The organism is Tsuneonella sp. CC-YZS046 (assembly GCF_035581365.1).
GTDB lineage: Bacteria > Pseudomonadota > Alphaproteobacteria > Sphingomonadales > Sphingomonadaceae > JAWKXU01.
This window is the reverse complement of the sequence record NZ_CP141590.1, coordinates 2713883-2738258: the sequence shown is the minus strand read 5'-3', so window position 1 is coordinate 2738258 and position 24376 is coordinate 2713883. Positions and strand designations below refer to the sequence as shown.

General features: G+C 63.0%; 25 protein-coding genes and 1 tRNA gene. 19 read left to right on the top strand and 7 right to left on the bottom strand.

Annotated elements, in window-relative coordinates; all coding sequences use genetic code 11:
• Positions 1-5: 5 nt before the first annotated feature.
• The 3 genes from U8326_RS13480 to U8326_RS13470 form a co-directional block, all read right to left on the bottom strand.
• The gene (locus U8326_RS13480) at positions 6-1028 is read right to left on the bottom strand and encodes a glycosyltransferase family 2 protein (protein ID WP_324740900.1); all 1023 of its coding nucleotides are present in this window, start codon (positions 1026-1028) and stop codon (positions 6-8) included.
• A 6-nt stretch (positions 1029-1034) separates the two neighbouring features.
• Complete coding sequence (locus U8326_RS13475) at positions 1035-3203, bottom strand: catalase (protein WP_416385486.1); 2169 nt, start codon at positions 3201-3203, stop codon at positions 1035-1037.
• A 331-nt stretch (positions 3204-3534) separates the two neighbouring features.
• Positions 3535-3720 carry a YdcH family protein gene (locus U8326_RS13470; RefSeq protein WP_324740899.1) on the bottom strand — a complete coding sequence of 62 codons (186 nt, stop codon included), beginning with the start codon at positions 3718-3720 and terminating at the stop codon, positions 3535-3537.
• Between the two features lie 139 nt (positions 3721-3859).
• Between U8326_RS13470 and U8326_RS13465 the strand changes: the two genes are divergently transcribed.
• Complete coding sequence (locus U8326_RS13465) at positions 3860-4366, top strand: hypothetical protein (protein ID WP_324740898.1); 507 nt, start codon at positions 3860-3862, stop codon at positions 4364-4366.
• Between the two features lie 34 nt (positions 4367-4400).
• On the opposite strand, the gene U8326_RS13460 is transcribed toward U8326_RS13465, so the two are convergent.
• A complete protein-coding gene (locus tag U8326_RS13460; protein ID WP_324740897.1) occupies positions 4401-4979 on the bottom strand; it encodes a hypothetical protein in 579 nt (192 codons plus the stop codon).
• Between the two features lie 404 nt (positions 4980-5383).
• Between U8326_RS13460 and U8326_RS13455 the strand changes: the two genes are divergently transcribed.
• From U8326_RS13455 to xth, 5 genes are read left to right on the top strand one after another with little or no spacing between them, the layout of a single operon-like run.
• The gene (locus U8326_RS13455; RefSeq protein ID WP_324740896.1) at positions 5384-6280 is read left to right on the top strand and encodes a Ku protein; all 897 of its coding nucleotides are present in this window, start codon (positions 5384-5386) and stop codon (positions 6278-6280) included.
• Between the two features lie 3 nt (positions 6281-6283).
• On the top strand, positions 6284-6544 hold the full coding sequence (locus U8326_RS13450) for a hypothetical protein (protein WP_324740895.1): 261 nt from the start codon (positions 6284-6286) through the stop codon (positions 6542-6544).
• 17 nt (positions 6545-6561) lie between these two features.
• Positions 6562-7476 carry a GNAT family N-acetyltransferase gene (locus U8326_RS13445; RefSeq protein WP_324740894.1) on the top strand — a complete coding sequence of 305 codons (915 nt, stop codon included), beginning with the start codon at positions 6562-6564 and terminating at the stop codon, positions 7474-7476.
• 25 nt (positions 7477-7501) lie between these two features.
• A complete protein-coding gene (gene ligD / locus U8326_RS13440) occupies positions 7502-9997 on the top strand; it encodes a DNA ligase D (protein ID WP_324740893.1) in 2496 nt (831 codons plus the stop codon).
• Positions 9997-10770, top strand: coding sequence for an exodeoxyribonuclease III (gene xth / locus U8326_RS13435; RefSeq protein WP_324740892.1), 774 nt, complete (start codon positions 9997-9999; stop codon positions 10768-10770). The genes ligD and xth overlap by 1 nt, the downstream gene beginning before the upstream one ends.
• Positions 10771-10977: 207 nt before the next feature.
• Here xth and U8326_RS13430 read toward each other — a convergent pair.
• Positions 10978-11054 (bottom strand) — tRNA-Arg (locus tag U8326_RS13430).
• A 545-nt stretch (positions 11055-11599) separates the two neighbouring features.
• Here U8326_RS13430 and U8326_RS13425 point away from each other — a divergent pair.
• From U8326_RS13425 to U8326_RS13370, 12 genes are all read left to right on the top strand, one after another.
• Positions 11600-12046 carry a hypothetical protein gene (locus U8326_RS13425; protein ID WP_324740891.1) on the top strand — a complete coding sequence of 149 codons (447 nt, stop codon included), beginning with the start codon at positions 11600-11602 and terminating at the stop codon, positions 12044-12046.
• 30 nt (positions 12047-12076) lie between these two features.
• On the top strand, positions 12077-12559 hold the full coding sequence (locus U8326_RS13420) for an MmcB family DNA repair protein (protein WP_324740890.1): 483 nt from the start codon (positions 12077-12079) through the stop codon (positions 12557-12559).
• An 82-nt stretch (positions 12560-12641) separates the two neighbouring features.
• The gene (locus U8326_RS13415) at positions 12642-13322 is read left to right on the top strand and encodes a sterol desaturase family protein (RefSeq protein WP_324740888.1); all 681 of its coding nucleotides are present in this window, start codon (positions 12642-12644) and stop codon (positions 13320-13322) included.
• Positions 13319-13786: a DUF2141 domain-containing protein gene (locus U8326_RS13410; RefSeq protein ID WP_324740887.1), complete on the top strand. Its 468-nt coding sequence runs from the start codon at positions 13319-13321 to the stop codon at positions 13784-13786. The genes U8326_RS13415 and U8326_RS13410 overlap by 4 nt, the downstream gene beginning before the upstream one ends.
• 94 nt (positions 13787-13880) lie before the next feature.
• Positions 13881-15341, top strand: a complete 1461-nt coding sequence (locus U8326_RS13405) for a PAS domain-containing protein (protein WP_324740885.1) — start codon at positions 13881-13883, stop codon at positions 15339-15341.
• 88 nt (positions 15342-15429) lie between these two features.
• A complete protein-coding gene (locus U8326_RS13400) occupies positions 15430-16794 on the top strand; it encodes a M48 family metalloprotease (protein WP_324740884.1) in 1365 nt (454 codons plus the stop codon).
• The gene (locus U8326_RS13395; protein ID WP_324740883.1) at positions 16794-17528 is read left to right on the top strand and encodes a DsbA family protein; all 735 of its coding nucleotides are present in this window, start codon (positions 16794-16796) and stop codon (positions 17526-17528) included. Before U8326_RS13400 ends, U8326_RS13395 begins: the two co-directional genes overlap by 1 nt.
• 19 nt (positions 17529-17547) lie before the next feature.
• Complete coding sequence (locus U8326_RS13390) at positions 17548-18558, top strand: PDZ domain-containing protein (protein ID WP_324740882.1); 1011 nt, start codon at positions 17548-17550, stop codon at positions 18556-18558.
• 70 nt (positions 18559-18628) lie between these two features.
• Positions 18629-19828 (top strand): sensor histidine kinase, encoded by a 1200-nt coding sequence (locus U8326_RS13385; RefSeq protein ID WP_324740881.1) that lies wholly within the window; start codon positions 18629-18631, stop codon positions 19826-19828.
• Positions 19825-20619, top strand: a complete 795-nt coding sequence (locus tag U8326_RS13380) for a LytTR family DNA-binding domain-containing protein (RefSeq protein ID WP_324740880.1) — start codon at positions 19825-19827, stop codon at positions 20617-20619. Before U8326_RS13385 ends, U8326_RS13380 begins: the two co-directional genes overlap by 4 nt.
• Positions 20620-20723: 104 nt before the next feature.
• On the top strand, positions 20724-21587 hold the full coding sequence (gene nadC / locus U8326_RS13375; protein ID WP_324740879.1) for a carboxylating nicotinate-nucleotide diphosphorylase: 864 nt from the start codon (positions 20724-20726) through the stop codon (positions 21585-21587).
• On the top strand, positions 21584-22297 hold the full coding sequence (locus U8326_RS13370; protein ID WP_324740878.1) for a ribonuclease T2 family protein: 714 nt from the start codon (positions 21584-21586) through the stop codon (positions 22295-22297). Before nadC ends, U8326_RS13370 begins: the two co-directional genes overlap by 4 nt.
• Positions 22298-22324: 27 nt before the next feature.
• Here the strand turns inward: U8326_RS13370 and U8326_RS13365 are convergent, their stop codons facing one another.
• A complete protein-coding gene (locus U8326_RS13365; protein WP_324740877.1) occupies positions 22325-22780 on the bottom strand; it encodes a nucleoside deaminase in 456 nt (151 codons plus the stop codon).
• A 122-nt stretch (positions 22781-22902) separates the two neighbouring features.
• On the opposite strand from U8326_RS13365, the gene rpmB reads away from it, so the two are divergent.
• A complete protein-coding gene (gene rpmB / locus U8326_RS13360) occupies positions 22903-23190 on the top strand; it encodes a 50S ribosomal protein L28 (protein WP_324740876.1) in 288 nt (95 codons plus the stop codon).
• A 60-nt stretch (positions 23191-23250) separates the two neighbouring features.
• Here rpmB and U8326_RS13355 read toward each other — a convergent pair whose 3' ends face one another.
• Positions 23251-24279, bottom strand: coding sequence for an esterase-like activity of phytase family protein (locus U8326_RS13355; protein ID WP_324740875.1), 1029 nt, complete (start codon positions 24277-24279; stop codon positions 23251-23253).
• Between the last annotated feature and the right edge of the window lie 97 nt (positions 24280-24376).

The window sequence follows — 24376 nt, the reverse complement described above, 5'->3', positions numbered from 1 at the left end:
TCACGCTATCCCACGACGCGGCGGGTCAATTCCCGCATCGGGGTGGCGGCGCGTTTAAGCCGCTTGTCGCGATATTTGACGCCGCCGAACAGAAGACGCGTCGAGAGGGCGGCCCATGAGGTTAGTGCCCGTTCCGCAAGCCAGGCGGGTGCCCATAATGCGCTTGAGGAGGGAAAGGCCAATTGCCCGCCCGCCTTCCGGCGACCGGCTTCCGCCGCAGTGATGCCGAGGGCGGCGATCACAACCAAGGCGAAAGGCCCAATTCTTCGCGTCAGCCAGACGCTCAGTGGCAATAACGATAGCTGGGCAGCCAGACGCCCCGGCCTGGCCCACTCATCATAGGCTTGCCGGGTACGTTGCGAGAGAAAATGCTGCGCGGTGGGAGGCCGCCGGTCTACGATCAGATCAAGTGCCAACGCTTCCCGGCCTCCCGCAGCCTTGACGGTGCGGACCATCTCCAGATTCTCGAAAAGAGCGTCCCCGCTATAGCCGCCTGCTTTCAGGAGCGCGGATTTGCGTACGCCCAATGTGCCAGGCCAGTCGCCACCGGTGAGCCGATTGAGAAGACTGCGCGCCGTGTCCCAGCGCGCATGCCAGGGCAAGGGCACAAATCTGTTCTGCGGACGGACCACCTCATAGCCCGTCAGCAGACCGGCCATTTGTCTCAGTTCGGCTGCCCGATATCGAACGTCGTCGTCGGCGATGACGACAGCCTCATGCCTGGCCGCCTGCACCCCGGTGACGACGCCTGCCACTTTGCCGTTGGTCGTCCGGATTGCTGGCCGGATGTGTCGCACATAGTCGCCCCATGCGCGGGCATGACGATCGAAAACCTCTGGCGCCGATCCATCCACGACGACGACATCGTCGAGGATTCGAGACAATTTCCGGAGATACCCGCTAAGTGCGCGAATCTGAGGGCTGCGTGCTGCGATCGGGAGCACGTAACTTGCCGCTATGCGCCGGTTTGTGTTGTCTTTCGTTTGCTTCGACAGGTTGGGCATGAAGCAGGGGATCGCGGCGAGCATGGGCGTCTAGCCCTTCGCGTCCAGATCGACTTCCGCCTCTCGCGTCCAGAAACGCAGCGCACGGCACGCCTCGATAAATGACGTGGCATCCGCCTTCTTGCCCAGCTCGATGCAGGCATCGTCGAGATCTTCGGCCAGGCCGGCTTTCTCGAGCAGCGCCATGACCTCCGCCGAATAGCCGATGAACTTACAATGCGCGAAGGCATCGGTGACGAAGTCCTTGGCCGTCGCATCGCCGGCCAGCAGAGCCGCTCCGTATTCCGACGCGAGTACAGCCACTGCATCATATAGTACCGATGGACCGCCATCGATCTTTTGATCAGCCGCGACCTTCGTCCCGTCAGAAAGCGTTGCCCCGCCGATTTTCGGCGCGACGATCTCATAGACCGCCTTTTCCTTGTTCACCGCGGCAACGAGAGCACTGAACATCTCGGCGTCCGCCCCGTCGGTGATGAGGATGCCAAGCTTGCGCCCTTCGAATCTGTCCGGCCCATTTTTGATGATGCTGAGGGCATTCGAGGGTGGAAGCGTATCGACCACGGCGCTGGCTGCCTTGGCCGGCTTGGGAAGGTCGAGGCCCAGCCCATCGGCGACCGTGGCGGCGAGGTCCTTGTCGATGTGGATCAGATGCGAGACCACACGCGAACGAATATCCTCGCGCTCGCATTTGCTCAGTTCGAACACCAGCGCATCGCCGATATGCTTCTGTTCGATCGGCGTCTGGCTGATGTAGAATTGCCGGGCCTGGCTGTAATGATCGGCAAAACTCTCTGGCCGGATCCGGGCCTTTGGGCCGGTTTCCTCGCCCGCGAAGCTGCGGAACCCACGAACCGGATCCTCGCGCGGGCCGCCTTCAGCGCCCCAGCTGTTGGGCTCGTAATTGGCGCGCCCTTTGGGATTGTGCATCGCCATGTGCCCGTCCTGTTGGAAGTGGGCGAAGGGGCATTTCGGCGCATTGATCGGGATATGCGTGAAATTGGGGCTGCCCAACCGCTTCAACTGCGTATCGAGATAGGAGAAGTTGCGCCCCTGCAGCAGTGGATCGTTTGAGAAATCGATCCCCGGCGGCACATTCTGGGTCATGAAGGCGACCTGCTCGGTCTCGGCGAAGAAATTGTCGACGACGCGGTCAAGTACGAGCCGGCCGATCACCCGGACAGGGATTTCCTCTTCGGGGATGATCTTGGTCGGATCGAGGACGTCGAAGGCGAACTTCTCGGCGAACTCCTCATCGAAGAGCTGAACGCCAAGCTCCCATTCCGGAAAATCCCCGCTCGTGATCGCATCCCACAGGTCGCGGCGATGAAAATCGGGATCAGCCCCGTTGATCTTGACCGCCTCGTTCCAGGCCACCGATTGCAGGCCGAGCTTCGGCTTCCAATGGAATTTGACGAAGGTCGAGTGGTCGTCCTTGTCCAGCAGCCGGAAGGTATGAACTCCAAATCCTTCCATGAAGCGGAACGAGCGCGGGATCGCCCGGTCGGACATGGTCCACATGATCATGTGGAAGCTTTCAGGGGTCAGCGAGATGAAGTCCCAGAAATTGTCATGGGCAGATTGCGCCTGCGGAAACGCCCGGTCGGGCGCGGGCTTCACCGAATGGACAAGGTCAGGAAACTTGATCGCGTCCTGGATGAAGAAGACCGGGATGTTGTTCCCGACGAGGTCCCAATTGCCCTCCCGCGTATAGATCTTGACCGCGAACCCGCGAACGTCGCGTGCCAGATCGAACGAGCCCTTGCTCCCCGCCACTGTCGAGAAGCGCACGAAAGCCGGCGTTTTTTCGCCAACCCGGCTCAAAACATCGGCGCGCGTAACATCGGCGAGGCTGTCGGTGAGTTCAAAGTACCCATGCGCCGCATAGCCGCGCGCGTGAACGACGCGTTCCGGAATGCGCTCATGGTCGAAGTGGAAGATTTTCTCGCGAAAGTGAAAGTCTTCCAGAAGCGCGGGTCCGCGGGCACCGTAACGCAGCGTGTTCTGGTCATCGGCAACAGGACCACCTTGCGCTGTAGTGAGGGTCGCGACATCGCCGCCGGCGATTTGATGGGTTTCGCCGCCGGGGCCTTGATCCTCGCTATAGCTGGGCTTGAAGTCGGCTCCGGCAGGATCCGGTGCACTTGCTTGTGATTCGCCAAGCTTGTTCTTACTCGCGGCCATGACGATCCTCTCCATGTCTAACATGGCCGGAGCTGTCACATCTTTATGTATCAGGAATGCCTTGTTCGCTCCCCGGCCTTATAGGAGCGTTACGCCCTATCAAAGTAATGGTTCCGAAATCAGCACTCCTGCGAGTCGTTCGCGCTCGAATTGGCACGCGGAAGGACGTTTGCAAAATGATGCTTCGCTGCAATTATGTTGGCAATCTGGTTGCTTTGGCGATTTGGTGATCATCCACGCGACGGGCCGCTATTGACGGCCGAACTTCCATTGGGTGGGCGATCGGACTGAAGTCAGGCTGGAGCGAAGCCTGTCGCCTCGCTCCAGCCAGGATTCCGCCACGGGCTCAGGCGGCCGCCAGCTTGCGGTCCTGTGTCTCAAACAGTGCGATCTGATCCTTGATGGCGAGCTTCAGCTTCTTGAGCCGGATGATGCGCGCCTGATCGGGAAGCGGTCTGCGGCTCTCTTCACCGATCTCCTGTTCGAGACGTGCGTGCCTTTGCATCAGTTGCTGCAAGCGGTTTTGCGACATTGCCTACTCCTTCCAAAGTTGACCATGTGAAAGGCGCGAGCGACACTGTTTTCGCGCCCCTAACCAACCTTGGCCCAGGCAGCGAAAAATCAATAGGTAGCGCATTGAAAAAGCGGACTTTGCGAGGAAAGGTATAAGCATGGCCATGAACGCAATCTTGAGGGCGACAGCATTCCTGGCGATCCTGGGGGCTGTCGCGGTGCCGGCGGCTATAGCTTCGGCAGAACCTGCCTTTACCGACTATCCGGCTGCGGAAACATTACAGGGCACGCCTGTTCATCCCGATTATACCGGGGATGCCGCCACCTACCGCACCAGGATCAGGCAGGCCGTCGCGGCAGGCCCCAATGCTGGCGGGCATTACGCGATCGTCCCCATCGGGTGCGGCGGATCATGCACCATCGTCGAAATGGTCGATCTGCGGAATGGTGCGATGCTGGCCTTCCCGATTGGCGGTGAGGACTATTACCAGCTTGCACTCGACTTCAGGCTCGAGAGCCGTCTGATTATGGCAGACTGGAAAGACACCTCGGACGGCGCGTTCAATCAGTGCATCAGGCGCTTCTATGAGATCCGGGACGGCGATTTCGTGGCTTTAGGAGAGACGCGCCGCACCGTAGACGATCACGCCCCTTGTTCGGAATGACTAAGAGGATTCCAGCCATCATTGCCCCGGATGCTTAGCGCGCGTGTGGATATTGCGCCTGGAACCGGACGCGCGATTGGGGCGAGCCTACAACCATGATTTCCGCCGGACCGCAGGCCTCCAGCAGAGCCCGCTTACGATCATCGTCCATCGTTGCGCTGGCTGGTCCGGCCCAGTTCATCTCTTCGCCCAACCGGGCGAGTGTGGCGCCATCGACGCGGTCGCGTAGGACATAATATCCTTCCGTATCGATATCGAGGCCGATCTCGGCATGAAACCAGGCCAGCTTATCGGCTGGCTGCCCTGCCGCGCCCGTAAAGAAACAGCCGTCCCGCAACTCGATCCGACCGCCATGCAATGCCTGTAGCTGCATCCCGGTTCGAGCAGTCGAGGCAGGCCAGACACGCACCTTTCCTTCGGCTGCGGCGCTCACCTCCGGGAGATTGAGCACGGATACGAAGCCCCAGCGGATATGTGGGGGGACTGACCAGCCATTTTCGCGAGTCCAACTGTCGAATTCCTCGGCCGTCAGCCCCGTATCGATGGCATCAACGGGCGCGTCTTGTCCTTGACGCGAGCGCCCATAGCCAAGAAGCGCCTTGCGGCCTTGCAATCGTTCGAGCCAAACCTCGCCTACTGCCTTTGAGTTCGCAGGGGGAGAACGGGACGCCTCGCGGATCAGAGAACTGCCGGGCGCCTTCGTCTCCCGACCGAGCATAGTCCTATAATCAGGGGACGGAGCGCTGGTCTGTGTCGCATAAATGCGCTCGGGAGCACCAGTATCGAGCGGCAGAACGTGGGGCGCCGAGCAGCCGGCACATGCGAAGAGGATGGCGAGGAAAGGGCGCATCACGCAGTGGTAGCATGATCGGCTTGCGTGCGAATGAACCAATTCAGAGCGCAGATCGCAATGTCACATCCCGACGCATTTCCGTCGACTCGGCTCCATCATGTAATGATGGGAGGAACGAGCCGAAGAATTGGGAATTTAAGGAGTCTGTTCGGAGGAGTCGAGAAATGGCGGCGCGCCCTTATTGGAAAGGCCAGATCCGTCTGGCGCTGGTATCGATCCCGGTCGAGATTTACTCAGCGACGAAGAGCGGCGCGAAGATCGCCTTCAACCAGATTCACGAGCCGTCCGGAAAACGCATCAAATATGAGAAGGTCGTGCCCGGCATCGGGCCGGTAGACCTCGACGAGATCGTCAAGGGTTTCGAATATGCCAAGGGCGAATATGTCCTGCTCGACGATGAGGAGATCGAAGGCGTCAAGCTGGAAAGCAAAAAGACTCTTGAGCTGACCCAGTTCGTCGAAGCGCACGACATCGACATGATCTATTTCGAGAAGCCCTATTATATCGTTCCCGCCGACGATCTGGCCGAAGAAGCCTTCATCGTGCTGCGTGAGGCGCTCCGACGGACCCGCAAGGTCGGCCTTGGCCAGCTTGCGATGCGCGGCCGGGAATATGTCGTCAGCATTAAGGCGTGCGGGCGCGGCTTGGTGATGGAGACACTGCGCTATGCCGACGAAGTCAATCGCGCATCGAGCTATTTCCGGGAGATCAGCGACGCCGACCCGGACGAGGAACTGCTCGATCTCGCCACCACACTGATCGACAAGAAGACCGGCAAGTTCGACGCCACCGATTTCCATGATCGCTATGCCGACGCGCTGCGCGAGCTGATCGATCGCAAGAAGAAGGGCAAGACGCTCAACATCGAGGAGGATGACAAGGGCGCCGATCCGCGCGGCTCGAACGTCGTCGATCTGATGGCGGCGCTCAAGAAATCGATCGGCAGCGGCGGCACGGGCAAGAAGGCGCCCGCTACAGCGGCAAGCAAGTCTAGCGGCAAGGCGCCCGCGAAAAAGACAGCCAGCAAGTCGGCGACGAAGCCCGCCCGCAAGCGGGCCTGACCGATGGTTCGTGACGACGGCATGGTCAGTCCGCAAGGGCAAGACGACGATGAAGCCTTTGCCGAAGGCACGATCACCCTGTGGGCCAATCTCCTAACCCTGATCGGCGAGCATCTGTGCGAGACGGGCACGCCGCGCCGCGAGGTTCTGGAGATGCTCACCATGCTCCATGACACCAATGAGGCGACGATCCGCTCGCCTCGTGCCCGCACCAGCGCCTCCCGGCATCTCATGTCGGTCTATCGCGCGCTGGGCGAAGCCTGACTGCGAGGCGGCGCATCATGGCCGTCAGAGACGACGCGTTGCGGGACATGGCGCAGCACCGGGGCTTCAAGCTCCTGAAATCCCGTCGCCGTAAACCCGGTGTGGGCGACTACGGTAAGTTCGGCCTGACCGATGCAACGGGAAAACCTTTGCTCGGGATGGGTGACGAAGGCCTCACGGCCAGCGCCGCAGACGTAGAAGCCTATCTTCGCAAGAGCGCGCTCGGCACATGGAAGCAGTCGGCCGAGACGACGCCCGATCGCCCGCTACAAGCCAAAAAAGCTCGCGCGGCGGAACCGGACGACGAGGAGAGCCCCATCCGCCGCAAGTCAGCCGGGCGCGGCGAAGCCGGCGCAGGCCCGCAACGCCGGAAGGCCGCGCGCCCCCCTCAGGGCAGGCCTGACCTGCGGCTGGTGCCGAAAACGGAATCGCCGCCGAACAAGCCGGAAGCTGTGCCAGAGCCCGAACCGGAGCTGGCGATCCGGCAGGCGAAACCGGGTGACGCCGATGCACTGTCGGCTTTGCTCGGCGGACTTAGCGACGGGTCCGTGAATGCGGAGGACATCGCCGGCAATCTTGCCGCGATCCGCAAGGCGAAGGGCGGCATGGTTGTCGCTGAGAAGGGCGCGATCATCGGATGCTGCGCCTGGGCGGTGGTGCCGACCGTCCAGCGGGGCGAAACGGGCCGGATAACATTGCTGCTGGTCGACAAGGCGCATCGCAGGCGCGGCATTGGGTCATCCCTGTTGGCCGCCGCCGAGGCCGCGCTGAAAAAGGCCGGATGCCGCGAGGTGGAGGTGATGAGCCATATCGCCATCGCCAACAGCCATAATTTCTTCCGGTCACTGAAGTTCGAGCAGGCTAGCTACCGCTTTGTTCGCGCCATCGGAAGCGCGCAGGTGGGGGAACGCGTTCCACGGGGGAAGGATTAGACAAGACGAGAGGACGGGCCTGCGAATGGCGAAAGCTGCGACAGCGAAGGACAAGGCGACTGACCAGAAGCTCGCCCGCTATCATGCAAAGCGGGATTTCGGGCGGACGGCCGAACCTTCCGGCGCCACGGCGTCAACCAGCGGCAATGGATTTGTCGTCCAGAAGCACGCCGCATCGCGACTGCATTTCGATTTCCGCCTCGAACTCGATGGCGTGCTGGTGAGCTGGGCGGTCACGCGTGGTCCAAGCGCCAATCCCGATGACAAGCGGCTCGCGGTCCGAACCGAGGACCATCCGCTCGATTACGCCAGGTTCGAAGGCTCTATCCCCAAAGGCGAATATGGCGGCGGCACGGTGATGCTGTGGGATAACGGCACATGGGATTCGATCCCGGGCAAAGACCCACGCAAGACCCTCGCCGAAGGCCATCTCCATTTCATCCTGCACGGCCGCCGGATGAAGGGTGAATGGGTGATGTTCCGACTGAAGCCGCGCGGCAAGGAAAAGGCCGAGAACTGGATACTCCGCAAGGTCGACGACATCCACGCCGGCGGGTCGGACGATCTGGTCGGCACGCACCTGACCAGCATAGACAGTGGGCGCACGATGGAGGAGATCGCTGCCGGCAAGGCGGCGAAGGGAAAGTCGAGCGGCTCACGCTCCACATCCCGGAAAGCATCGTCTCGCGGTAACAAGCCCCCTTCCGCACCTCCGGCCTTCCGCCCGGTGCAGCTTGCGACGCTGGTCGACCATGTGCCCAGCGGCACCAACTGGCTGCACGAACTCAAATATGACGGCTATCGGACGCTGATCGCTATCGGGGGCGAGGGCGACCGCGCCTATACGCGATCGGGGCTGGACTGGTCGGATCGCTTCGCCGGCCTGATTGCCGACGCCGCCTCTCTCAATGCCGGCAGTGCGCTGATCGACGGCGAGGCCGTGGTGCGGCTTCCCGATGGTCGCACGAGCTTCCAGGCCTTGCAGGGGGCGCTCAAGGATAACCCCGACATCATCGAATATTTCGCCTTCGACCTCCTCGAACTCGACGGCGAAGATCTGACCGGCCTCCCGCTGACGGCGCGCAAGGAGCGGCTGGCAGCGCTGATCGGCGCGGGGACCGAGCGCATTCATTATTCCGATCACATCGTGGGCAGCGGCGAGAAGCTGCTCGACAGTTTCTGCGGCGCGGGCCTCGAAGGCGTGATCTCCAAGCGGGCCGACGCCCGCTATTCCGGCACGCGCAGCGGCACCTGGACGAAGACCAAGTGCATACGCCGCCAGGAATTCGTGATCGTCGGCTGGCTTCCGTCCGACAAGCGGAGAGGATTTCGCTCGCTGCTCCTTGGCGTCAACGAGGACGGCCAGCTGCGGTACGCGGGTAAGGTGGGGACCGGATACACCGACGACGAGATCGAACGCCTGAGCGCAGTCATGGCGCCGCTCGAGCGCAAGACCCCGACGGTCGAGGCGCCGCGCGCCGCTGTGCGAGGCGCCCAGTGGATCGAGCCCAGGCTGGTGGCCGAGGTGGCATACACGGAGGTTACCGGCGACGGGGTGTTGCGCCACCCAAGCTATCTCGGCCTGCGCGAGGATAAGAAGCCAGAGGCCGTGGTGTTGGAAAGCGAGGCTCCGGTCGAGAAGGCGACTGCGCCCGTAGGCAGCGGCGTCAGGATCAGCAACCGCGACCGGGTGATCTTTCCCGAAGGCAAGCTCACCAAAGGTCAGCTCGCCGACTATTATGAAACGGTGGCAGCTATCATGCTGCCCTGGGCGGGCAGCCGCCCGATCAGTCTCGTTCGCTGTCCGCAGGGCCGGGCGAAGAAGTGTTTCTTCCAGAAGCATGACGCGGGCAGCTTCGGGGACGCGGTGAAACAGGTCGCCATTCGCGAGAAGGATGGTCACGACGAACCCTATCTGTTCGTCGACACGCCCGCAGGTCTGCTGACCTGTGTTCAGATGGGGACGATCGAATTCCACGGCTGGGGTGCCCGCATCGAGGACGTCGAGCAGCCCGACAGGCTCGTCTTCGATCTCGATCCCGATGAAGGGCTTGCGTTCAAAGATGTGGTCTCGGCCGCTTTCCACGTTCGCGACGTGCTTGCGGAGATGGGCCTCGCGACCTTCCCGATGGTGACTGGCGGCAAGGGCGTACACATCATCGCGCCGCTCACGCCATCAGCCGAATGGCCTCAGGTGAAGGATTTCGCGCACCGCTTCGCGACTGCACTAGCCCAGGCCGAGCCCGCCCGGTTCACATCGGCGCTTGCCAAGGCGCGGCGTAAGGATCGCATATTTATCGACTATCTGCGCAACCAGCGCGGGGCCACAGCGGTCATGCCCTATAGCGCGAGAACCCGTGAGTTTGCGCCCCTTGCAGTTCCGCTGACATGGGAAGAGCTGCGGGACATCGACGCGCCGTCGCATTGGCATATCGGCGATGGTGAGGAGATGCTGAAACGCGCCGCGTCGAAGAACCTCGCGCGATGGGGCCGTGCCGACCAGGTCCTTCCTGACCTCTGATGAAGATCGCCACCTATAACGTGAACGGGATCAATGGGCGGCTGCCGGTCCTGCTGCGTTGGCTCGACCTGGCCCAACCCGATGTCGTGGTGCTGCAGGAACTGAAGGCTGCTCAGGACCGCTTTCCGGAAGCGGCCATTCGCGACGCCGGTTATGACGCGATCTGGCATGGCCAGAGCCAATGGAACGGAGTGGCGTTGCTGAGCCGCGTCGGCGAAATCCACGAGACGCGGCGCGACTTACCGGGCGATCCGGGTGACACACAGAGCCGGTATATCGAGGCTGCCGTGAACGGCGTCCTTATCGCAGGCCTTTACGCCCCCAACGGCAACCCGCGTCCCGGCCCGAAGTTCGAGTACAAGCTGCGCTGGTTCGAGAGGCTGGAAGCGCATCTGTCGTCGCTTATCAATCTGGATGCGCCCGTGATCGTCGCTGGTGACTTCAACGTGATGCCCACCGAACTCGACGTCTATGCGCCAGAGCGCTGGCGAGAAGACGCGCTCTTCGCGCCTGAAGTCCGGGAGGCCTGGCAGCGGTTGCCGGACCAGGGCTGGGTAGATGCGATCCGCCACCTGCATCCCGACGCGGCAATCTACACTTTCTGGAAGTACTGGCGGCGGTCATTCGAGCGGAACGCAGGACTGAGGATCGATCACTTCCTCCTCAACCCACAAGCTCTGAAGCGCCTTGAACGCGCCGAGGTTGATACCCGTCCACGTAGTTGGGAAAAGACAAGCGACCACGCGCCGGTCGTAATCGACCTCTCGGTTTGACGATCGTCGAAAGCAAGGTCGAGTCGGCCACCAACTTAGAGGGTGCGGGAGGCTAGGCATCGACTGCTTCCGCGAATCCTCCCGCAAATCGGCAGAAAGCCAAGGATTTGGGCTGCAACTTGACGCTGCGTGCTTCCGCGACCCTCTAAGGCCGACTGGGCGATCGCCCTCGTAGAGAGTTTAAGGCGATGATAAATAAGGAAAATTTGGCGCACTCGACAGGATTCGAACCTGTGGCCTCCGCCTTCGGAGGGCGGCGCTCTATCCAGCTGAGCTACGAGTGCATCCGGTCCCCCGTAGTCGGGGCCTAGAAAATCGTCAATCTGTCGACTGCTTCCGTGGTGCTTCCGTGGTGCTTTTGCCTAGAAAATCCGCTTCCGCTAAAATCGACCTAAAACCTTGTTATTACACACTTATTCTTATCGCCCACCACCCTAAAAACAGCTTGACTTCCGCCTTCGGAGGGCGACGCTCTATCCAGCTGAGCTACGGGTGCGGATGGCATGAAGCCGTATGAGTTGGGCCGAGGAAGGTCAATCCGCGATCAGAATCGGCTGTCCGAGCGCGGTGAGTTTTTGGTGAGTTTTTTCGTCCGTCCTTTCTTTGGCCTTCCTAAGTGCCCGTATTTGCTGTATAAAAACCCTACTCTCGCGTTGGACGTGAGCCTTCGGAGGGCAGCGCTCTATCCAGCTGAGCTACGGGTGCGTGAAGCGGCCAGTTAGCAACCTCTTCGGCATCGCGCCAGCGCTTTTCCAAGCATCCCGCTGGATGCGGGCGCACCGCCTCGCGGATTAGCAATTTGGCAATCCGGCGGAGCTAGGATTGCGCAATGAGTTCGATCCCCAGCCGCGATGATTCCTCAACCGCCGCCTTGGGCGGTTTATCAGCGAATCAGGGCCGCGATAGCCGGGTTCGCATCATTCAGCTGAAATGGGTCGCGCTCCAGGATGCAGCGGAAGCGGTCCGTGCATTGGCTGGCCTGGAAGCGAGACATTTGCCCGATGAGATCCGGGATTTTCCGGAATTCATCCAGAGCGCCGGCGGCTGGTGGCTGGACCATGCCGCAAGAGCGGTGGGCGATTTGGCGGCAGTGATGGAGCAAGGACTTGCCGCGCTGCTTTCCGCCAGGACGAAGGGCGCCAATGCATCCATAGCGGCATTGGCCTTATGGCGAGAATTCGAGGCCGCGACAGCCGCAATAGTGCTCCTTGCTCCCCCGCCCGCCGACACGACGGATCGGCCCGCAGGCGACATAGACAATATTGAAGCGGCTTGACCGAGTTCCCTTTATGTTCCATCCGGGGGCATGGCCAGCATGCTGATTCCCCTCGCCTTCGATGCGCAAGCGGTAGCCCGGGGCATTTCCCGGCTGTTCGCCCGTAACGACATCTGGTGCCTCCAGGAAATGCCTTTGCGCAATGGCAGGCGGGCGGACCTGATGGGGATCGACCCCAAAGGCCATATCGTGATCGTGGAAATCAAGGTCAGCCGGGCCGATTTGCTGGGCGACGGAAAATGGCCGGACTATCTCGATTATTGCGATCGCTTCTTCTGGGGCCTTCCTCCGGTACTGGATCACACCTGCCTGGAGGGGGAAGCATTCCGTCCGGATTGCTGCGGCGTGATCGTGGCGGATGGCTATGATGGAGAAATCGTGAGGCCCGCCCCCACCCATCCGCTGGCTTCGGCGCGGCGCAAGGTGGAGGTGGAGCGGCTCGCCCGGACCGCGTTGCGCCGGCAACTGGCGGCGATGGACCCCCAATGCACGGCATGGGCGAGCAGCGAATAAGCCTGCTTGCCGGGCATAATTCGGGCATAAGGCATCTATGCCGCCGATCCAGCCCGGTCCCATCCTGCTTTCCGCCCTGGCAATGAGCTTGATCGTGGCAGCGCGTTACGCACTGACGAGCGGCGCCTTTGCCTGGATAACCGGGAAGGTCCGGCCAGGGCTCTATTCCGGGCTCGAACGCCAGATGCATTCGGAAATAGCATGGTCGCTCCTGTCCGCGGCGATCTACGGCATACCCGCGGGAATCGTCGCCTGGGGCTGGAAGGAGCGAGGCTGGACGTTGATCTACACGCACTGGAGCGATTATCCGCTGTGGTATCTGCCGGTTTCGCTGTTCGCCTATCTCTTCCTTCACGACAGCTGGTTCTACTGGACCCATCGCTGGCTGCATCGCCCCGCCCCGTTTCGGATCGCGCATGCCGTCCACCATGCCAGCCGTCCGCCCACCGCCTGGGCGGCCATGAATTTCCATCCGATCGAGGCTTTGACCGGCGCAGTGGCGATTCCCGCCCTGGTGTTCCTGATTCCCATCCACATCGCCATGCTCGGCGCCGTATTGGCGATCATGACCGTGATGGGCGTCACCAATCACATGGGCTGGGAGATTTTTCCCAGACGGGTGGTTCACTCCCGCCTGGGAGGCTGGATCATCACGGCCAGCCACCATCAACGCCATCATGAGTTGTATCGCTGCAATTACGGCCTTTATTTCCGCTTCTGGGACAGGCTCTGCGGAACCGACCAGGGAATTGCCCGGCCATGATCCTTGTTCTGGCCGCGGCGCTGTGTGCGGCGCTCCATGCCTTGCTGGTCCCACCGGGCGCTGGCGCGCGCCTGCACGCCGCCGGCATGGCAGGCACCGAAGTGACCGTGGCCGTGACCGGATTGAGATCCGCGAAAGGCGTGGTGCGCGCCTGCCTGACCCGGGATTCCCGGGAATTTCCGAAATGCAAGAGCGAACAGGATTATCGCCTCGTCGCGCCAGCATCCCCGAACCCCACGTTCACTTTCTCCGATGTGATGCCGGGCCGCTACGCCATCGCCCTGCTGCATGACGAGAACCGCAACGGCAAGATCGACCGCGCCTTGTTCCTGATGCCGAAGGAAGGTTTCGGCTTTTCGCGGGATGCTCCTGTCAGGATGGGCCCGCCCAAATTCGAGGCGGCCGCCTTCACCGTGGAGCACGAGCCTGTGCATCAGACCATCCATATGCGCTACATGCTCTGAAACCGGCTGAACCTTATATAGCGCGACTTAACGGGATATTTACCACGTCGCGCCAGAAAGCCCTTGAAAGACTAGGAATTGAGGGCTTTCCCGAATGGACACGCTCAGGGGGAATTTCGCGAACGGCGTCGATGATTTCGGCGAGCCGGACTATTACGATCCGGCCGATGACGAGGCCGGGCGCGAGATGCCGCCTTCACCGATCGGGCAGGACGAACGACGCATGCAGGTGCGCGCCTATAATTACTGGGCCAATCTGCTGGAGGATCGCCACTTCCCGTCGGTAGAGGACATCGATCCGCAAAACCTGCCGGATTTCGGCCCCTATAGCGTATTGCTGGATTTCAGCGTCGGCATCGAAAACCCGAACATCGTCTTCCTCGGCGCAAAGCTGGCGAAGGAATGCGGAGCCGAAGGCGATATTGCATCGCTGTCCGACGTTCCCAGCCGGTCGCTACTGTCCCGCATCACCGATCACTACATGCAAATTCTCGCCAACCAGGCCCCGATCGGGTTCGAGGCGGAATTCGTGAACCAGGACGGCCGCACGATTCTTTATCGGGGCATCCTGCTGCCCTTTTCCAGCGACGACGACACCATCGACTTCATCTACGGCGTGATCAACTGGAAGGAACTGGCCGACCAGTTCACCACGGATGAGCTGATGCTGGAAATCGATCAGGCCCTGAACCCGGAGAATGCGATCGCCGGGCGGACCCAGCAGGGAATCGAGCCGCTTACCAGCTGGGCCGACAGCCCGCTGGCAAGCAAGCCGGCGCGCCATCTGCCCGAAGACGCTATCCTGGATCTTTCGCCGGAAATGGAAGCGGACGAAAGCGAGATCGAGGCAACCCTGCCCAAGCCTGGCTTCGGATGGAATCTTTCGACGGCCACCGCCGCTGATCCGTCTCTGGAAGGCGAACTGCCCTCGCTCTGCCTGGATGAAAGCGAGATGGAACTGGGCGACTGGCTCGCTTCCGCGCGGGAAATGGCCCGGGCCGCCCATGGCAATGAGGAACGAACCCGCCAGGCGCTGTATGCCGCGATCGGCCGGGCCTATGATTTTTCGATTGCCGCCGCGCACGCGCCGGAGGAATTCGATGAATTGCTCGCCGATTACGGCCTGACGCGGCAGGCCCGGGCGCCCATGACGCCGGTCGTCAAGCTGGTGTTCGGCGCGGATTACGACAAGACCCGCCTCACCGAATATGCGGCCGCGCTGAATCATGGCCATCGCCTGGGGCTGGCGCAGGGCGAATTGACGGCCTTCCTTTCCGCTTTCGACGGCGGGCTCAAGGGAGTGGTCAAGGCGGAGCGCCTGCTGCGCCGCGAGGAAAGCGGCAAGCCGGCCAGGGACGCAGCGCCCGCGCGGGAAAAGCTGGCCCGCAAGTTGCGCGGAATGGAACCGCGCGGCTTCGACATGCTTCCGCCGCAGGGCCATGAATTCGGCCTCGTCATGATCCGGCGCCTGCCCGAAGGCCATATCGCGATGCTGGGTGAGCTGCCGCAGGATGACGCCATGCTGGCCCGTGCCGCGCGCCAGCTAATCGGCTGACGAAAAAATCCCGTTCGCTTTTCCCGCTGCCGGGAACAGGCTATGGCTTCAGCGCCGGTTAAGGCGAAGGAACGATAGCAATTTGCGAATGTCGATATTGGCCCGCCTGCTTGCGATTTGCGCGATCCTTGCCCTGGCGGTGCAACCGGTCGCCGCCCAATCCATCTTGCGCGATGCGGAAACCGAAGCACTGCTGAAGGATATGGCCGCCCCCCTGGTCAAGGCGGCGGGGCTGGAGCCCGGCAATGTGGACATCGTCCTGATCAACGACCCCTCCATCAATGCCTTCGTGGCGGGCGGGCAGGCGATCTACATCCACAGCGGGCTGATCAATGCCGCCGACAGCGCCGACGAAGTGCAGGGCGTCATCGCCCACGAATTGGGGCATATCACCGGCGGGCATATCATCCGGTTCGACGAAGGCGCGAAGGCGGCAACCAACATCACCATCCTGTCCCTCCTGCTCGGCGTCGCCGCCGCGGCGGCGGGAGGGGGCGAGGCGGCCATGGGTGTGCTGGCGGCAGGGCAGCAGGCCGCGATGGGCAAGTTCCTGGCCTTTACCCGGGTGCAGGAATCCAGCGCGGACGCGGCAGGCGCCCAGTTTCTCTCCACCGCGGGGATTTCCGGGCGCGGTTCGCTGGAATTCTTCAGGAAGCTGCAGAATCTGGAATTCCGCCACGGCTACAGCCAGAGCGACGAGGCCGGTTTCAGCCGCACCCACCCCCTGACCGGGGACCGCATCGTCACCTTGCGCGAAACCTATGAGAAGGACCCGGCCTGGACCCGGCCGGTGGATTCGGACCTCCAGGCCCGGTTCGAACGCGCCAAGGCCAAGCTCTATGGCTATCTGGCGGAACCGGCGCAGACTCTTCAGGCATATCCGCCCACCCGGGCGGACGTATCGGCCCATTATGCGCGGGCTTATGCCTATCACAAGGATGCCCAGGTCGGTAAGGCGCTTGCGGAAAGCGACGCCCTGCTGATGTCGGACCCGAACAATCCCTATTTCCTGGAATTGAAGGGCCAGATTCTGCTCGAATCCGGCCGCCCGGACGAAGCGCTCGCTTCGCTGCGCCGGGCCAACAGCCTGACCGGCAATTCGCCTCTGATCGCTCTCACCTTTGGCCATGCGCTGATCGCCACCGAGGATGCCGATCACTATCCCGAAGCCGAGCGCGTGCTGAAAGCGGCGGTTTCGCGCGACCGGGATAATCCCTTCGCCTGGCACCAGCTCGGCGTGGTATATGCGGCGCGAGGGGACATGGCCCGGGCGAAGCTGGCCAGCGCCGAGCAGCAGATTCTGTACCGGCGATACAACGAGGCCCTGCAAAGCGCGCAGGCCGCCTTTGCCGGGCTGCCGGAGAATTCGCCGGACTGGCTGCGCGCGCAGGATATCACCTTGCAGGCGCGGGAAGCGCTTGAACGGGAGAAAAAGAGCGGTAAGCGCAAATAATGGCCGATGAAAAAACCGCCGCGCTCCGCATCCTGTCCACTGCCGGGATCGCGCTTCTTGCCGCCGCACTGGGCTTTGCCGGGGGCTGGGCCGCATCCTTCACGGGCATGAACCGGGATGCCACCGAGAAGGTGGTTCGGGACTATATCCTCGACAATCCGGAAATCCTGCCCGAAGCCATCGAGCGGTTGCAGGCCCGCGAAAGCGCAAGCCAGCTCGGCGAAATCCGCCAGGCTGTGCTCACGCCGTTTCCGGGCGCGGTGCTGGGCAACCCCGCCGGCAAGGTCGTGCTGGTCGAGTTCAGCGATTATGCCTGCGGATATTGCCGGCACAGCGTGGCGGATATCGATGCGCTGATCGCGGCCAACCCGGATCTGAAAGTGGTCCTGCGCGAACTGCCGATCCTGTCTCCGCAAAGCGCCGATGCCGCGCGCATGGCATTGGCCGCGGCCGAGCAGGGCCGCTTCGAAGCGTTCCACAAGGCGATATTCCAGATCGGCCGGCCCAGCCCCGAAGCGATCGAACAGGCTGCGAAACAGGCCGGACTGGATCTGGAGCGAGCGCGGAAGGTGGCGGCTTCGAAGGAAGTCGAAGCGGAATTGCAGCGCACCCAGGCGATGGCGGCGCGGATGGGCTTCAATGGCACCCCGAGCTGGGTGATCGGCGATCAGGCGTTCTCGGGGGCGGTGGGGCGCGAGGCGCTGGCCAAAGCGATTGCCGCCGCGCGCAAATAGCGTGGTGCGGCTACGTGGCATGATGGTGCCTAACGTTGCCGCCCGGTCGCTCCGCCTGGCGCAATGGCCTTTCTGGCTGCTGATCCTGGCTGCGGCCCCGGCTCATGCCACGCCGGCCGCGGACAGGCTTGAAGTGGGCCTGGCAATGGAAGCGCTGCAGCTCGACGACACCCGCCTGCAGACGGTGGGATGGCGGCTTGCCACCGCCAATGCCGCTTTTTGCGGCGCGGCGTGGCCGGCCGTGGGGCTGCTCCTGCAGGATGTGATGAATTACAACGATCCCGGCTCGATCCGGGCCGCGCTGGGAATTTCGAGCGATATCGCAGTTCAGGCCGTCGCTCCGGATTCGCCCGCCGCCCGCGCCGGCCTCAGGCCCAACGACGAAGTGCTGGCGATCGGTTCATGGTCGATGGCGGATCTGCCATCCGTTCCGGCCGGAGATTATACGCGGCTCAAGACCTTGCACGACCGCATCGATACCTTGCTGGCGGATGGCGGCAAGATCCGGCTGCGCGTGAAGCGGGGGAGCGACGAGGAGCGTGAAGTGGAACTGGCGGGCGTTCCCGCTTGCCCGGGGCGGTTCGAATTGCGGACACAGGGGGGAAAAGCGCAGGCGGATGGCTCGCGCGTTCTCATCGGGCGGCGCTTCGGCGCGGCGAAACGCCCCAGCGATGTGCTGGAAGAAAGCGAATTCGCGGCGGTTGTCGCGCATGAATTCGCCCACAATCTGCTGGGCCACGGCGATTGGCTGGAACGCGAAGGAAGAGGATGGGGCAATATCCGCAGGACCGAACGCGAGGCGGACAGGCTCAGTGTCTGGCTGCTGGCCAATGCCGGCTACGATCCGGCGGGAGCCGTCCGGCTGATGAGAGGGTGGGGCCGCCGCAACGATCTGGGCATCCTGCGCCTGCCGACCCATGAAGGCTGGGACGAGCGGGCCGCCTCGATGGAAAGCGAGATTGCGCCGATGCGGGCCGCGATGGAGCGGAGAGGCGCGGCGGACTGGTCGCGGGATTTCCTCCGGGAATGAAACGCGAAGCTGCGATCCATGCCCGCAAAATATCTGACTTGGTCTGGAAAATCCGCTAGGATATTTGCCCATGGCCGTGTTGCCCTTTAGCCCGACACCATTTTTCGCCAACAAAAACCGCGCCTTCTGGCAATTGCAGATCGCGGGCTGGGGCGGGGCGATGGTGCTGCGCGCGATGACCAGCCTCGCCAATGAAAAGCCGCTTTCCTTTCTGATCCTGGTGTTCATCGCCACCGTCACCGGCTTTTCGATCAGCCTGATCCTTTCCGTGATCTATCGCCAGTTGATCCATCGCAGGCCGCTGGTGACATGGGGGGTGACGGCGATCGCCCTGGCGCTGGCGGTCAGCATGTCCGCATTCATCAACGGCTGGGTTATCAGCCTCTATCAGGCCGGCAGCCAGTCCAACTTTGCCCAGCTGTTCCTAGGCGTGTTCTACATGGACCTTACCTTGCTGGGCGCCTGGTCGGCGCTCTATTACGCGATCAACTTCTTCCTGCGGGTGGAAGAGCAGGCCGACCAGCTGATGAAGCTGGAAGCGCAGGCCACCAGCGCGCAGCTGGCCATGCTGCGTTATCAGCTCAATCCGCACTTCCTGTTCAACACACTGAACTCGATCTCCACCTTGGTGCTGCTGAAGCAGACCGAGCCGGCCAACGCCATGCTTACCCGGCTGTCTTCCTTCCTGCGCCATACCCTGGCCAACCAGGCCGGCACCAAGGTGACGGTGGATGAAGAGGTGGAGACGCTGAAGCTCTATCTGGGGATCGAGCGGATGCGTTTCGAAGACCGCTTGCGGACCGATTTCCGCATCGAGCCGGGGGCGGGACGGGGGTTGCTGCCGTCCCTGCTGCTTCAGCCGCTGGTGGAGAACGCCATCAAATATGCGGTTTCGGCGCAGGAGGAGGGCGCGCAAATTCGCCTCAGCGCTCGGCTCATCGGCCAGAAACTTCGCGTTACCGTCTCCGACACAGGTCCGGGATTGCAAAATGCCGGGGACCGGGCAAGCCTGCCCACCGTCATCGCCGATGACGACACCGCTTCCACCGGGGTGGGATTGGCAAATATCCGCGATCGCCTCGCCCAAGCCTATGGCGACGATCATCGCTTCGAAATCCTTACCCCGCCCGAAGGAGGGTTCACGGTTATTATCGAAATACCCTACGAGCCCGCGAAGGGAGAGGCGGTGGTGGACACCGACGGGAAACTTCCCGCGCCCCAACCCGTTACCATTCTGCCCGAAAAGCATCCCCTGGATTCAAACGCATGACCATCCGCACCATACTTGTCGATGACGAGAAACTAGCAATTCAGGGCCTGGAACTTCGACTCCAGGCCTTTCCCGATGTCGAGATCATCGACACCTGCGCCAATGGCCGGGAAGCGATCCGCAAGATCAAGACCGAAAAACCCGATCTCGTGTTTCTGGATATCCAGATGCCCGGATTCGACGGCTTCTCCGTAGTGAAGGGGGTGATGGAGATCGAACCGCCCCTGTTCGTGTTCGTGACCGCCTATCAGGAACACGCCGTCCGCGCGTTCGAGGCCAACGCCGTGAATTACCTGATGAAGCCGGTGGACGGGGACAGACTGGCCGATACGCTGGACCGGGTCCGCACGCGTCTGGCGGAGAAACGTTCCGCCGAAGAAGCCGAAAAGCTCAAGACCGTGCTGGCCGAAGTCGCACCGGACGCGATCGACCAGATGCCGGAGGACGAGGAAAGCTCCTCCCGCTACGAAAAGCTCATCAATGTGAAAGACCGCGGGCAGATTTTCCGCGTGGACGTCGATTCGATCGAGCATATTGAGGCCGCCGGCGATTACATGTGCATCTACACCGGCGACAATTCGCTGATCCTGCGCGAAACGATGAAGGATCTGGAACGCAGGCTCGATCCGCGCGTGTTCCAGCGCGTGCATCGCTCGACCATCGTCAATCTGGACAAGGTCCGGCAGGTCAAGCCGCACACCAATGGCGAATGCTTCCTGCTGCTGGAAAGCGGAGCGCAGGTGAAGGTTTCACGCAGCTACCGCGATGTTGTTGCGCGTTTCGTGCATTGACGGGGCCTATCGAATTTCGTCATTGCGGGCAGGCGTAGCCAACGCGGCAACAGAGCCTGGCTCTGGCTTGCTTCGCCATGCTCGCAACGACGAGAGGGGAACTTGTGAGCAATTGGCACATCGAAGGTTTCGACCTCGACCGCTTCGTGCGCGCCACATTGGATGAAGATCTGGGTGTCGGCGCCCCGGGCGGGGGGCGGGACGTGACGGCGCAAAGCGTCATTCCGGCAGAAGCGCGCTTTTCCGGGGTAATGGATAGCCGCGACCCCATCGTCGTGGCGGGGCTGCCGGTCGCCGCCGCCTTCTTCCACATGCTCGATCCCGACATGACAATCGAAATTCTGGTTGGCGAGGGCGAGGAAGTATCCGGCGGGACGGACCTGATGCGCCTGTCCGGCAATGCCCGCGCCATGCTCACGGCGGAACGCAGCGCGCTCAACACCGTGCAGCACCTTTCCGGCATTGCCACCACGACCCGCCAGTATGTCGCCGCCATGGGCGATGCCGGGGCCGTGCTGCTGGATACGCGCAAGACCATTCCGGGCCTGCGCCGCCTGGAAAAATACGCCACCCGGATGGGCGGCGCCCGCAATCACCGCATGGGGCTGTGGGACGCCGCGATGATAAAGGACAACCATATCCTGGTGGCGGGCAATGTGGGCGAGGCTGTCCGCCGCGCCCGCGACGCCGGCGTGAAGGACATCATCTGCGAGGTGGACCGGATCGACCAGATCGAACCGGCATTGGAGGCCGGGGCAAGCCACCTGCTGCTGGACAATATGGCGCCGCAAACCCTGCGCGAGGCGGTCGCGCTGGTGGCGGGCCGGGTCCCCTGCGAGGCTTCGGGCGGCGTGAATCTCCAGACCATCGGCGCGATTGCCGCAACCGGGGTGGACTTCGTCTCGGTCGGGCGGCTGACCCAAAGCGCGCCCGCAGCCGATATCGGGCTGGATTTCACGCCTCTGTGAAACGCGCCGCACTGACCCTGCTTGTCTCCGCGCTGTTGCTCGCCTCCGGCACGCACGCATTCGCGCAGGCCTATCAATGCCGTGTTCCGCAAGGGCAGCTATCGGTCCCCAGGATCGCGCCTGACGGCCCTGCGCGCCGCACGCCCGTCACCGGCTATACGCTGGCCCTGAGCTGGTCGCCGGAATTCTGCCGGGGCAGGGAGGCCAGCGGGGCGCACAAGCGGCAATGCAGCGGCAGGGATGGGCGGTTCGGCCTGATAGTGCATGGGTTATGGCCGGAAGGCACGGGCGGGAACTGGCCGCAATGGTGCTCCGCCAGCAGCCCATCGCCCGACACGTTGCGGCCGCACCTCTGCATGATGCCGTCCGAGCGGATGATGGCCCATGAATGGGCCAAGCATGGCAGCTGCATGGTGCGCCGCCCGGAAAACTACTTCAAGGTTTCGGCCATCCTGTGGCGTTCCCTGCGCCTGCCCGATCTCGACCGGCTTTCCCGGCGCAAGGATCTGGATGCCGGCACGCTTCGCAAGAGCTTCACCGCCGCCAATCCCGGCTGGAAGCAGGAACAGGTGGGCCTGCAACTCAATCATAATGGCTGGCTGGAGGAAATCCGGCTTTGCTACGGCAAGGATTTCATGCCCGCGCGCTGCGATGCCCGGCGCTACGGGCCGAAAGACAAAACGCCCGTAAAGATCTGGCGAGGGTTGTGACCGTTCCCGGACCGGCCCCAGGCCCGCTCAGCGCCTTGCGCGAAAGAAATCGCGCAACAGCGCGGCCGCCTCGGCCTCCCCGATGCCTGAATAGACTTCCGGCCGGTGCAGACATTGCGGCTGGGCGAAGATGCGGGCGCCATGCTCCACCGCGCCGCCCTTGGGATCGGCCGCGCCATAATAGAGGCGCGCGATTCGAGCATGGGCGATGGCCCCGGCGCACATCGCGCAGGGTTCCAGCGTAACCCATAGCTCGCAGCCTTCCAGCTTCTCCTGCCCCAGCGCCTCGGCGGCGCGGCGGATGGCCAGCAATTCCGCATGGGCCGTGGGATCGGCCAGCCCGCGCGGCATGTTGTAGGCGCGCGCCAGAATGGCACCGTCACGCACCACAACGGCGCCCACCGGCACTTCACCGGCGCGCACGGCCGCCCGCGCCTCTTCCAGCGCGGCGGCCATCGGTTCCGGAAGCGGCCAGCGAGTCATGCCTGTTCGCTAGTCCCGCAAGGGCCGAGCCGCAATGCCGCCGATTTGCTTGACGATTCGGCCTGCCGCCGCTATGCGCGCCGCTTTCCACGGATAACCGTATCTTCGAGTGAGAATGTAGCATGTCGCGTATCTGCGAACTGACCGGCAAGGGCCGCCAGATCGGCCACAATGTGAGCCACGCCAACAACAAGACCAAGCGGGTCTTCCTGCCCAACCTGCAGAATGTGACGCTGCTTTCCGAAAAGCTCGACCGCAGCTTCCGCTTCCGCGTCTCAACCCAGGGCCTGCGCTCGGTCGAACACAATGGCGGGCTGGACAACTGGCTGCTGAAGACCGCTGACATCAAGCTTTCCCCGCGCGCCCGCAAGGTGAAGCGCGAACTGGTGAAGGCTCAGGCCGCGGCCTGACGGCCACGGGCGGGGCAGAACGGCCCTCCCTCTCCTGCCTGATTCAAGATCGGGCCTGATTCAAGATCGGGGGCGTGCGGCATCGTCGCGCGCCCTTTTCGCGTCTTCCGGTTCCGGGGGCGGCGGGGTCCAGCGCAGCTTCAGCAGCAGGGTGCGTTGCGTCACCGCCGTGTTGTCGTCGGAAATGATCCAGACGATGACCGCCCCAGCCTCATCCGGCACGATCTCCAGGCCTTCGTAATTGTCGACCGGCAACGGCGGCGCGAATCGTGCCACGATCTTTCCCGTCCAGACCCGGCCCGGGCGAATCTCCGCCGGATCGGCCAGCAGCAGGGCGCCCGCAAAACGCGGCGGGATCGGGAACACCACCTTGCGCAGCAGGATCAGCACGCGCCCATCGGGCAGTTGCGCGATGTCGGTGGGGGAGAAGCCCTCAGGCGCGGCGAAACGGAATCGCTCGGGCCGCGAGCCTTCCACCGGATCGCCGGGGAACAGCAACCCCGCCCCGGGCCGCCGGCTCCACCATTCCCCCTGCGCCTCTTCCAGCACGAGGAAACGCCCGTCGGCCAGATGCAGGATCGCCTCCGGCCCGCTATTGGAGGGCCAATGCCGCATCGCCGGGGGCGCAATGGCTTGAAGCGCTCCGGCATCGGGGCCGATCCTCACGATCCGGTTGGTCTGCTCATAGCTCGCCCAGATCGTCCCGCTCGCCGGATCGCGGGTCAGGCCCTCGACATCCACATCGAGCTTGTCCGCCCCTCCACGCGCCACGAAATAGCCCATGCGGGCCTGCGGGTCGCCCAGCGACGGATCGCGGAAGCGCAATTCCCGGCCACGGTCGCTCGCGCTCAGGAAATGCGCGCCGCCATCCAGCGCGACGAGGGTGGAATAGCCGCCGAAGGCATCGCCTGCGCTGCGGAGCTGCCACGCGTCGAGCAGCTTCATCCCCGCGCCGGGCGGCGGCAGGCCGGCGATGGACAGCCGGGCGAAGCTGACATGGCCGTCATTGTCGGGCGGGGGGACCGGGCTGCGCCACCAGCTCAGAGCCAGCAGGACCGCGCAGAACAGGACAAGTGCGATTCGGCGCATGGGCGGCGGCATAGGCGGACGGCGGAAAGGTGGGAACGGAATTTTCCCGATCCCCATGCGAAAAGGGGGCACGGCCAATTGACCGCGCCCCCTTCCG